The sequence below is a fragment of the Halomonas sp. HP20-15 genome (assembly GCF_033446685.1).
Taxonomy (GTDB): Bacteria; Pseudomonadota; Gammaproteobacteria; order Pseudomonadales; family Halomonadaceae; genus Modicisalibacter.
In genome coordinates this window covers 1-10,726 of the sequence record NZ_JAWQLY010000024.1, presented here as the reverse complement: position 1 = coordinate 10,726, position 10,726 = coordinate 1, and the positions used below count along the sequence as shown (strand labels likewise).

Here is a 10,726-nt window from a genome sequence, read left to right as displayed (position 1 = left end):
CGGAATTGGTAGACGCGCTAGCTTCAGGTGCTAGTATCCTTACGGATGTGGAGGTTCAAGTCCTCTCCTGGGCACCACGCGTATCATGGCTCGATCGCCCTCCCCTTGCGCTAGCAACTTCTGGGATTAGTAGCTTCAACACCTCTTGCTAGACGCCATCGCCGCTCCGTCTTCTCCCCTATAAGCAGCATCCCGGCCGCAGCCATGTTTCTGCGCTCTCTTGCGCTCGAACGCTGCTACTTTCCTGGCAAATTACCGGCGCTTCAGTAGCGTGACGGTAAGCGCGCCACCTGGGACAGGCGCCAGCCGGCGGTCTTCACCGACGATTCCAGGCGATGTTCGACCGGCCCCGGCAAGTGCGGGAAAAAATCCAGCCCGGTACGTGCCTCGACTTCATCGATGCTCGCCAGGTAGCGATCGAGCGGCTCATTGCCGGCGACATTCTGCGGCATGATGAAGGCCAGCGCTCGCGGCTCGCGGCTTGGCACCACGACGATCTTGTAGAACGCCTCGGGTACCTCGACGAAACCCACCCGGTGGAAGACGCCGCCGATGCCCTCGTCGAAGATCGGGCCGGTGATCACCTGCACGGTACCGAAACGTGTCGCGAAATGATCGATGACCACCTCCTCGAGACGTTGCCAAAGCCGGCGGTTGAGGTCGGGACGTTGTGGCGAGACGTTCGACATCAGAAAGGTCTGGCGCTGGGCCTCGCGCCCATAGCTGGCCGCGATCGCGTAATTGGGCGCCATGTGACCACGGTCGTAGCCGCTACCGAAATAGCTGTCGGCGGTGATCGGCCACAGGGTTCGCCAATCGCGATGAAAGTCGGGACGTTCGCCGATCCGAGCGTCATCCACCGCGTGCAATTGGTAGCTGACCCACAACGGGTTGACCCGCAGGTCCGACCAGCCGATCAGCACACCGTCGTTGCGCAGCACGCGGCTGATCGCCAGCGGGTCGTCGATCGTCCAGTCCGGTATGCCCATCCACACCAGCCGCTCGCGCACGTCGCGCTCCTGCCAGTACCAAAGGCCGCTGGCGACCACCACGAAGGCCAGCGAGACCCCCAGATTGCGCACCTGGCGACGCACGAAGGGCAACGCGCCGATCATCGCGACCCCGCGGCCCGGCAACTTCGCTCAATGGTCATCAGAAGCCTACGCTGAACATGGTTTCGAGATCGTGCCGGGAGTGCACCTGCATGGCATTGAGCGTCTCGGTCTCACGGATGCCCTCGACCTGATTCAGGCGCTCGGTGACCAGCGTGGCGAGGCTCTCGAAGTCGGGCGTGCGGGCGATGGCGACCAGGTCGTAGCGGCCACAGGTCGAATACACTTCGCTGATACCGGTGAGTTCAGCCAAGCGCTCGGCGACACTGTTGATACGGCCTTTTTCGGCATTGATCAGGATCACGGCGTTCTGCATCGGTCTCTCCTCGCTACGCGGCGCGAGCCGACGGCCCGCGGTTGCGCGGAGTATACCAGCCGTGTCGCTCAGGAGGCATGCCCATCGACTGTCGCTTGAGCGGTCCAACCGAGCGTCCGCATGCGAAGTGGTGCATGACGCTTTTTGACCTCACGCGACCGATTGCCACACGACTCGCTGCAGCGCAGGTGGACAGGATCGGCTAGGATGACCCCAGCCTTCATATTCGACGATTTTCGATTAAGCTTTTCGAACAAGCTTGGCAACGACACACCAGAGGCGCAAAACGCCCTTCAGACCCAGGTCGACACCGTGACACCCCAGCTCCAGCGGGCCGATAGCGATCCATCGCTCCGCTCGAATCAAGGAGATTCCATGGCCAACCACAGCCGCCGCGACTTCGTACGTCATAGCCTACTCGGTCTCGCTGCACTGCCCTTCGGGGCCGGCGTGCTATCCCGCCAGGCACTCGCCCAGGAACTACCGCCACTCGACCCGAGCAACCCCCAGGCCAAGGCACTCAACTACGTTACCCAGGCCAGCCAGGCCAGCGATCATCCGGCCTATTCGCCGGGCGAGCGCTGTGACAACTGCATGTTCTATACCGCGGCCAACCAGGGTTGCCGATTGTTCCCCCGGCACAGCGTGGCGCCCGCCGGCTGGTGCCAGTCCTGGACCCGCGGCTGACGCCGGCTACGCCCGCTCCTCAAGATCGGCGGGTAGCGGCCATTGGTAGCGCCGCACGACTTCGTCGTCCTCGATGGAGTGCAGCTTGACCGGAAATCCCCACAGTTGGTGCAGATAGCGCAACACCGGGTAGACGCTCTTGGCCAGCGGGCGGCGCCGATCCTGCACGTGGTGCAGGGTCAGCGAGCGGTCGCCACGGATATCGGCCTGCCAGACCTGGACATTGGGCTCGCGCACCGAAAGTGCGTACTGGGTCGACAACGCCTCGCGGACGCGCCGATAGCCGCGATCGTCATGGATCGCGGCGATGGTCAGCATCTCGTCCTGATCGTCGTCGACCAGCGAGAACAGCTTGAGGTCGCGAATCACCTTAGGCGACAGGAACTGCTGGATGAACGACTCATCCTTGAAGTTGCGCATCGCGAAGTGCAACGTCTCCAGCCAGTCGCTGCCCGCCATGTCGGGAAACCATTCGCGATCCTCGTCGGTGGGCTCCTCGCAGATGCGCTTGATGTCGCTGAACATCGCGAAGCCCAACGCATAGGGGTTGATGCCGTTGAAGTAGGGGCTGTCAAAGCCCTGCTGGCTGACCACCGCAGTATGCGACTGCAGGAACTCGAGGATCAGCCCCTCGTCGACCAGTCCCTCGTCGTAAAGCCGGTTCATGATGGTGTAGTGCCAGAATGTCGCCCACCCCTCGTTCATCACCTGGGTCTGGCGCTGGGGATAGAAATACTGCGCCAGCTTGCGCACGATACGCACCAACTCACGCTGCCAGGGCTCCAGCAGCGGCGCGTTCTTCTCGATGAAGTAGAGCAGGTTTTCCTGCGGCTCGGCCGGGTAGCGACCGTACTGATGCAGGCCGAGCGGATCCTCGTCGTCGCCGTGCGGGCCGCCGCTGGCAGAGTTGTCGGGGATGGTCCGCCATAGCAGGTTGACCTGCGACTGCAGGTACTCGGCACGCTCCACCTGGCGGCGCGCCTCCTCCGCGGGGGAGATCGGCGAGGGCCGCTTGTAGCGATCGACGCCATGGTTCTGCAGGGCATGGCAGGCGTCGAGCAATTGCTCGACGGCGGCTACACCGTGGCGCTCCTCGCATTCGGCCACGTACTTGCGGGCGAACACCAGGTAGTCGACGATCGCCGAGGCATCGGTCCAGGTGCGAAACAGGTAATTGCCCTTGAAGAACGAGTTGTGGCCATAGCAGGCATGCGCCATGACCAGCACCTGCATCATCAGGGTATTCTCTTCCATCAGGTAGGCGATGCATGGGTCGGAGTTGATCACCAGCTCGTAGGCCAGCCCCATCTGCCCGCGCCGGTAGGCCTGTTCCACCGACAGGAACTGCTTGCCGAACGACCAGTGGTGATAGCCGATCGGCATGCCCACGCTAGCGTAGGCATCCATCATCTGTTCCGAGGTGATGATCTCGATCTGGTTGGGATAGGTATCGAGCCGGTATTCATCGGCCAGACGGGCGATCTCGTGCTCATAGGCGGTCAACGTTTCGAAGTCCCAGTCCGAGCCGGTGGCGATGGGTTTACGTCGGGTCATACGGCCTCCTGTGCCCATGCTGCTGATGGGCCAAAGCTCACTGCGTGGCGCGGCGCCGGAAGAGTTCGCGGAATACCGGGTAGATGTCGCCGCCCTCGACGATCTGACGCATGGCGAAACGCTCCGGGAAGTCGGCCTGAACGCTCTCGTACTCCTCCCAGAGCGCCTGATGAGCGTGCGGAGTGATCTCCACGTAAGTGAAATACTGCAGCCGCGGCATCAGCGACTTGACCAGCAACTGGCGGCAGGTGGTGGAATCGTCGTCCCAGTTGTCGCCATCCGAGGCCTGGGCCACGTAGAGGTTCCACTGGTTTGCCGGATAACGCGCGCGAATGACTTCGTCGACCAGCGTAAGCGCGCTGGATACGATGGTGCCGCCGGTCTCGCGCGAATAGAAGAACTCCTCCTCGTCGACCTCCTTGGCGGCAGTATGGTGGCGCACGAAAACCAGTTCGACTTTCTCGTAATTGCGCTCCAGAAACAGATAGAGCAGCAGGAAGAAACGCTTGGCGATGTCCTTGTGCGCCTGGGTCATCGATCCCGAGACGTCCATTACGCAGAACATCACCGCCTTGTTGGAGGGTTGCGGCTGATCGATCAGATTGTTGTAGCGCAGATCGAAGGTGTCGATGAACGGAACCGCCTCGATGCGCTGCTCGAGGCGCTCGATCTCCGCCTTGAGCTCTTGGATGCGCGCCGGATTGCGCAACACCGGGTCCTTGCGCTCCTCGGCCTCGAGCGCCTCCTCGGCCTCGCGCAGCGCGCGCCGCAGCGGCGCCCGCATGGCGATGCGCCGGGCCTGCGCCTCGCGCATCGAGCGTACGATGTTGATGCGCGCCGGCACCCCTTCGCGGGTCAATCCGGCACGTACCGGGCGCACCTCCTCGAGATCCTTGAGTTGCTTGCGCTCGAGGTGCGGCAATTCCAAGCCGTCGAAGACGAAGTCGAGAAACTCCTCGCGGCTCAGCGAGAAGGCGAACTCATCCATGCCCTCGCCCTGGTTGGACGCGCCGCCCTCACCGGTGCCGCCGCCACCGCCGCCCCCGGGTCGCTTCAGCCGATCGCCCTCAACGAACTCCTTGTTACCCGGGCTGACCACGGTACGGCGACCGCCCGGGCCGTGCTGGAAAACCGGTTCGGAAATGTCGCGAGCGGGAATCGAAACCTTCTCGCCGCGCTCCATGTCGGTGATCGAGCGGCGGTTGACGGCCTCCTCCACCGAGCGCTTGATGTGTGTTCGATAGCGGTCCAGAAAGCGCTGTCGGTTGACCTCGCTCTTGTGCCGGGCGTTGGGACGTCGATCGATGAAATAGCTCATGCGTGCCTCCCGTGCGGGTTGCGACGCGCAGCGCGAGGCGCGAACGCCCCGCCTTGCCTGTCGCCTGGGCAACCATCGTCAGAAACCAACCGTCAGTGCGACTTGCGCACACGCAGATACCACTCGGACAGCAAACGCACCTGTTTCTCGGTATACCCCCGATCGACCATACGGGCGACAAAATCCTCGTGCTTGCGCTGATCGGCCGCAGACGCCTTGGCGTTGAAGGAGATCACCGGCAGCAGTTCCTCGGTGTTGGCGAACATCTTCTGCTCGATGACACCCTTGAGCTTTTCGTAGGACTGCCAACTGGGGTTCATGCCGTTGTTCTGAGCGCGCGCGCGCAGCACGAAGTTGACCACCTCATGGCGGAAATCCTTGGGGTTGGAGATTCCCGCCGGCTTCTCGATCTTCTCTAGCTCCTCATTGAGCGCCTGACGATTGAACAGCTCGCCGGTCTCGGGATCGCGATACTCCTGATCCTGTATCCAGAAATCGGCGTAGGTCACGTAACGGTCGAAGATGTTCTGGCCGTACTCGCTGTAGGACTCGAGGTAGGCGGTCTGGATCTCCTTGCCGATGAAGTCGACGTAACGCGGCGCCAGGTATTCCTTGATGAAGCGCAGATAGCGCTCGTGGGCTTCCTTGGGCAACTGCTCATGCTCGAGGCGCTGTTCGAGGACATACAGCAGGTGCACCGGGTTGGCGGCCACCTCATGAGAATCGAAGTTGAAGACCTTGGAGAGGATCTTGAAGGCGAAGCGCGTCGACAGCCCGTCCATGCCTTCTTCGACGCCCGCGCTGTCACGATACTCCTGGATCGACTTGGCCTTGGGGTCGGTGTCCTTGAGGTTCTCGCCGTCGTAGACGCGCATCTTCGAATAAATGCTCGAGTTTTCCGGCTCCTTGAGACGCGAGAGTATCGAGAACTGCGCCAGCAGCCGCAGGGTATCCGGCGCACAGGGCGCTTCGTTGAGCGACGAATGCTCGAGCAGCTTCTTGTAGATGTTGATCTCCTCGGAGACGCGTAGGCAGTACGGCACCTTGACGATATAGACGCGGTCGAGGAACGCTTCGTTGTTGCGGTTGTTGCGAAACGTCTGCCACTCGCTCTCGTTGGAGTGGGCGAGCACCACGCCGTCGAAGGGGATCGCGCCCATGCCTTCGGTGGGGTTGTAGTTGCCCTCCTGGGTCGCGGTCAGCAGTGGATGCAGCACCTTGATCGGCGCCTTGAACATCTCGACGAATTCCATGATCCCCTGATTGGCCTTGCACAGACCGCCCGAGAAGCTATAGGCGTCGGGATCGTCCTGGGAATACAGCTCGAGTTGGCGAATGTCGACCTTGCCGACCAGCGAGGAGATGTCCTGGTTGTTCTCGTCGCCGGGCTCGGTCTTGGAGACGGCGATCTGGTTGAGCCGCGAGGGATAAAGGCGCACCACCCGGAATTGCGAGATGTCGCCGCCATACTCCTTGAGCCGCTTGGCCGCCCACGGCGACATCACGCTTCTGAGATAGCGTTGCGGAATGTTGTATTCCTTCTCGAGCAGCTCGCCGTCCTCCTCCGGCGAGAACAGCCCCAGCGGCGACTCGAAGACCGGCGAGCCCTTGATGGCGTAGAACGGGATGCGTTCCATGAGCAGCTTCAGCCGCTCGGCCAGCGACGACTTGCCGCCCCCGACCGGCCCCAGCAAATAGAGGATCTGCTTGCGCTCCTCGAGGCCCTGGGCGGCATGCCGGAAGTAGGCGACGATCTGCTCGATCGCTTCCTCCATGCCGTAGAACTCCGAGAAAGCGGGATAACGCCGGATGACCTTGTTGGTGAAGATACGTGACAGGCGAGAATCCTTCGACGTATCGATGACCTGGGGCTCGCCGATGGCCTGCAACATGCGCTCCGAGGCGCTGGCGTAGACGCCAGGGTCCTTACGGCACAGTTCCAGGTACTCCTGAAGACTCATCTCTTCCTGTCGAACCTGCTCGTAACGGCTCTGGACATGATCAAAGATGCTCATTGAGGCCTCCTTGGATCGCTATACCCGGCCGCTGAAGACAGACAGCGGCTACCGGGCTGGCGTATTAATCAGCGTAGACGGATTAAAGCGCTTGCAAGGGAGAGCTTGGCATGAGGTCTTTCAACGCAACCGCATGGCGCCCCGCTTTTTTTCTAAGAGCTTCGGGCGCCCTATTTGGTTCGATGCCGATTACGAAAAATGGTCAACCAACGTTGGAGTGCCCCGCCTCGAGGGCGAGACGAATATCGTTCAGCAGGCCGTCGAGCAGCTCTGTGGTGGTATTCCAGGCGCAAACGAAGCGAGCACCGCCAGCTCCTATGAAGGTATAGAAGGTCCAGCCGAGTTCGCGCAACCGGGCCAGCACCGCCGGCGGCAGTTTAACGAACACGCTGTTGGCCTGGGCCGGGAACATCAGCTCGGTCCCGGGCAGCGCCGTCAGCCCGTCGGCCAGGTAAGCGGCCATGGCATTGGCGTGACTGGCGTTGCTCAGCCAGGCGCCGGTTTCGATAAGCCCCAGCCAGGGTGCGGCAATGAACCGCATCTTGGAGGCCAACTGGCCGGCCTGCTTGCAGCGATAGTCGAAATCCTCGGCCAGCTCTCGGTTGAAGAAGACCACCGCCTCGCCCATCGGCAAGCCGTTCTTGGTGCCCGAGAAGCACAGCACGTCGACCCCGGCCTGCCAGGTCAGTTCGGCCGGCGAGGCTTTCAACGAGGCACAGGCGTTGGCGAAACGCGCGCCATCCATGTGCAGCCGCAGGTCGTACTTGTCGGCCATCGCACGGATGCCGAGCAGCTCATCGCGGGTATAGACCGTACCCACCTCGGTGGCCTGGGTGATCGAGACCACCCGCGGCTTGGGGTAGTGGATGTCGCTACGCTTGGTGACCAGCCGCTCGATCCCTTCGGGGGTGAGCTTGCCGTTCTCGCCGCTGGCGGTCAGCAGCTTGGAACCGTTGGAGAAGAATTCCGGACCGCCGCACTCATCGGTTTCGATATGCGCCAGCTCATGGCAGATCACGCTGTGATAGCTCTGCCCCATGGCCGCCAGCGACAACGAGTTGGCGGCGGTGCCGTTGAAGACGAAGAATACCTCGCAGTCATAGTCGAAGAAGCCACGAAAGCGATCCGCGGCACGCTGGGTCCAGCTATCGTTGCCGTAGGCAAGGTCGTCGCAGGCGTTGGCTTCGAGCAGGTACTCCAACGCTTCGGGACAGATGCCAGAGGTATTGTCGCTGGCCACGAAGCGTGGAGAGCAATCGGGGGGCATGTAGGCTTCCTTTGAGGGCTGTTATTGTTTCGAGCCACGACAGGGTGCCATCGCGACCCGGCGTCGGCGTGGGTAGCACGCTACATTAGTCTACCACTCCGTGCGCTGCGCGCGAGTTGCCGCTCCGCCGCCACCGCTGACGCCCCCTCCGACGGCCTTCGAACAGTGCCGCAATGGCGCTAGAGAGCCGCGGCCGCCCGGGTGCCCTGGTCGATGGCGCGCTTGGCATCGAGCTCGGCGGCCTGCTCGGCGCCGCCGATCACCTGCACCGCCAGCCCGGCGTCACGCAGCGGGGCGAGCAATTCGAGCACCGACTCCTGACCGGCGCAGACCACGATACTGTCGACCGCCAGGCAGCGCCGTTCGCCGTCGACGCGCAGCGTCAGCCCGTCGTCGTCGATGCCCAGATACTCGCAGCCCGCCCAGCTTTCCACGCCGCGATGGCGCAACGCGGCGCGGTGCACCCAGCCGGTGGTCGTGCCCAGCCCCTTGCCCGGCTTCGACTTCTTGCGCTGAAGCAGGTAGATCTGACGCGGCGACGCCGGCGTCGCTGGCGGCTGCAGACCGCCGGGCTCGGCGACCGTCAGATCGACGCCCCACTCGGCGCACCAGGCGGCGGGATCGAGCGCCGGATGCCCGACATGGCTGAGCAGCTCGGCGACATCGAAGCCGATGCCGCCGGCGCCGATGATCGCCACCCGCCGACCGACCCGCTCGGGATGGCGAATCGCCGTCGGATAGTCGATGACGCTGGGGTGATCGCTGCCGGGCAGGTCGAGCTCGCGCGGGCGTACCCCGCTGGCCAGGATCACCGCATCGAAGGCGCGCAGCGAATCCACGTCCGCCGCGGTGCCGAGTCGCACATCGACGCCATGGCGCGCAAGCATCTCGCGGTAATAGCGCAGCGTCTCGGCGAACTCCTCCTTGCCGGGAATCAGCCGGGCGAAGTTGAACTGACCGCCGATGTCGGCCTGGCGCTCGAACAGCACCACCCGGTGGCCACGCTGTGCCGCGGTCACCGCACTGGCCAGCCCCGCCGGCCCGGCACCGACTACCGCCACCGATCTGGCCGTGGTTGCCGGCGTGATCGTCAGCTCGGTCTCGTGGCAGGCGCGCGGGTTGACCAGGCACGAGGTCAGCTTGCCCTGGAAGGTATGATCCAGACACGCCTGGTTGCAGGCGATGCAGGTATTGATCGCCGCGCTGTCGCCGGCGCACGCCTTGCTCACCCACTGCGGGTCGGCGAGGAACGGCCGGGCCATCGACACCATGTCGGCGTGACCGTCGGCCAGCACCCGCTCGGCGACTTCGGGCATGTTGATGCGATTGGTGGTGATCAGCGGCACCTTGAGCTCGGCCTTCATGCGCCGGGTCACTTCGCTGAACACCGCCCGCGGCACGCTGGTGACGATGGTCGGTACCCGCGCCTCGTGCCAGCCGACGCCGGTATTGATCAGGCTCGCCCCGGCGGCCTCGATGGCGCGCCCCAGCGCGACCACCTCCTGCCAGGTGCTGCCCTCCTCGACCAGATCGATCATCGACAGCCGAAAGATGATCAGGAACTCCTCGCCCAGCGCCGCGCGGATACGCTCGACGATCGCCACCGGGAAGCGCATGCGGTTCTCGAACGGCCCACCCCATGCATCGTCGCGTCGATTGGTGCGTGCACACACGAACTGGTTGATCAGGTAGCCCTCGGAGCCCATCACCTCGACGCCGTCGTAGCCCGCCTCGCGGGCCAGCCGCGCGCACTCGACGTAATCGGCGATCACCCGCTCGACGTCGTCGCCATCGAGCGCGCGCGGCGGGTAAGGATTGATCGGCGCCTGGATCGCCGAGGGCGCCACCAGCTCGGGGGAATAGGCATAGCGCCCGGCATGCAGGATCTGCAGGCAGATGCGCCCACCCGCCTCGTGAACCGCCGTGGTGACGACGCGATGCCGTTCGGCCTCAGCATCCTCGGTCAGCTTGGCCGCGCCATGAAACACCGCCCCCTCGGCGCTGGGCGCGATACCGCCGGTGACGATCAGCCCCACGCCGGCCCGTGCACGCTCGGCATAGAACGCCGCCAAGCGCACGAACCCGTCCGGCGCTTCCTCGAGATTGGTATGCATGGAGCCCATCAGGATGCGATTCGGCAGCGTGATCGACCCCAGCGTCAACGGCTGGAACAAGTGCGGATAGGCGCTCACGGCGGTTCCTCGGCAGATTCAAACAACTGTATGAACAGTGTAACGAATTGACCCACGGAAACAATCGCGACCAAGACGGAAGACGGAAGACGGAAGACGGAAGACGGAAGACAGGCTGGACACGAGCGGGCTGTCCGGCAACGCGCAAGACAACAAACGGCGGATGATGGAAGCAGGGCAGGAAGGCGATGGCGGACCGGACGGGACTCGAACCCGCGACCTCCGGCGTGACAGGCCGGCATTCTAACCGACTGAACTACCGGTC

General features: G+C 63.5%; 8 protein-coding genes. 1 reads left to right on the top strand and 7 read right to left on the bottom strand.

Translation table 11 applies throughout. The annotated features are described in order from the left end of the window. Positions 1 to 263: 263 nt before the first annotated feature. Positions 264 to 1,115 (bottom strand): DNA/RNA non-specific endonuclease, encoded by an 852-nt coding sequence (locus R6258_RS18600; protein WP_318453423.1) that lies wholly within the window; start codon positions 1,113 to 1,115, stop codon positions 264 to 266. 37 nt (positions 1,116 to 1,152) lie between these two features. Beyond that, positions 1,153 to 1,428 carry an Lrp/AsnC family transcriptional regulator gene (locus R6258_RS18595; RefSeq protein ID WP_031382355.1) on the bottom strand — a complete coding sequence of 92 codons (276 nt, stop codon included), beginning with the start codon at positions 1,426 to 1,428 and terminating at the stop codon, positions 1,153 to 1,155. A gap of 375 nt (positions 1,429 to 1,803) precedes the next feature. On the opposite strand from R6258_RS18595, the gene R6258_RS18590 reads away from it, so the two are divergent. Beyond that, positions 1,804 to 2,115, top strand: coding sequence for a high-potential iron-sulfur protein (locus tag R6258_RS18590; protein ID WP_318453420.1), 312 nt, complete (start codon positions 1,804 to 1,806; stop codon positions 2,113 to 2,115). 6 nt (positions 2,116 to 2,121) lie between these two features. Here the strand turns inward: R6258_RS18590 and R6258_RS18585 are convergent, their stop codons facing one another. From R6258_RS18585 to R6258_RS18565, 5 genes are all read right to left on the bottom strand, one after another. Beyond that, the gene (locus R6258_RS18585) at positions 2,122 to 3,669 is read right to left on the bottom strand and encodes a SpoVR family protein (RefSeq protein ID WP_318453418.1); all 1,548 of its coding nucleotides are present in this window, start codon (positions 3,667 to 3,669) and stop codon (positions 2,122 to 2,124) included. A gap of 37 nt (positions 3,670 to 3,706) precedes the next feature. After that, positions 3,707 to 4,987, bottom strand: coding sequence for a YeaH/YhbH family protein (locus R6258_RS18580; protein WP_318453416.1), 1,281 nt, complete (start codon positions 4,985 to 4,987; stop codon positions 3,707 to 3,709). Between the two features lie 92 nt (positions 4,988 to 5,079). Beyond that, positions 5,080 to 7,002, bottom strand: a complete 1,923-nt coding sequence (locus R6258_RS18575; protein WP_318453414.1) for a PrkA family serine protein kinase — start codon at positions 7,000 to 7,002, stop codon at positions 5,080 to 5,082. Between the two features lie 202 nt (positions 7,003 to 7,204). Continuing rightward, positions 7,205 to 8,269, bottom strand: coding sequence for a low specificity L-threonine aldolase (locus R6258_RS18570; protein ID WP_318453412.1), 1,065 nt, complete (start codon positions 8,267 to 8,269; stop codon positions 7,205 to 7,207). A gap of 179 nt (positions 8,270 to 8,448) precedes the next feature. After that, complete coding sequence (locus R6258_RS18565) at positions 8,449 to 10,461, bottom strand: NADPH-dependent 2,4-dienoyl-CoA reductase (protein WP_318453410.1); 2,013 nt, start codon at positions 10,459 to 10,461, stop codon at positions 8,449 to 8,451. Between the last annotated feature and the right edge of the window lie 265 nt (positions 10,462 to 10,726).

What these genes read in the sequence shown, in the direction of transcription:
- R6258_RS18595 (WP_031382355.1), bottom strand. Translation starts at nt 1,428, where the DNA reads ATGCAGAACGCCGTGATCCTGATCAATGCCGAAAAAGGCCGTATCAAC.
- R6258_RS18585 (WP_318453418.1), bottom strand. Translation starts at nt 3,669, where the DNA reads ATGACCCGACGTAAACCCATCGCCACCGGCTCGGACTGGGACTTCGAA.
- R6258_RS18580 (WP_318453416.1), bottom strand. Translation starts at nt 4,987, where the DNA reads ATGAGCTATTTCATCGATCGACGTCCCAACGCCCGGCACAAGAGCGAG.
- R6258_RS18575 (WP_318453414.1), bottom strand. Translation starts at nt 7,002, where the DNA reads ATGAGCATCTTTGATCATGTCCAGAGCCGTTACGAGCAGGTTCGACAG.
- R6258_RS18570 (WP_318453412.1), bottom strand. Translation starts at nt 8,269, where the DNA reads ATGCCCCCCGATTGCTCTCCACGCTTCGTGGCCAGCGACAATACCTCT.
- R6258_RS18590 (WP_318453420.1), top strand. Translation starts at nt 1,804, where the DNA reads ATGGCCAACCACAGCCGCCGCGACTTCGTACGTCATAGCCTACTCGGT.
- R6258_RS18600 (WP_318453423.1), bottom strand. Translation starts at nt 1,115, where the DNA reads ATGATCGGCGCGTTGCCCTTCGTGCGTCGCCAGGTGCGCAATCTGGGG.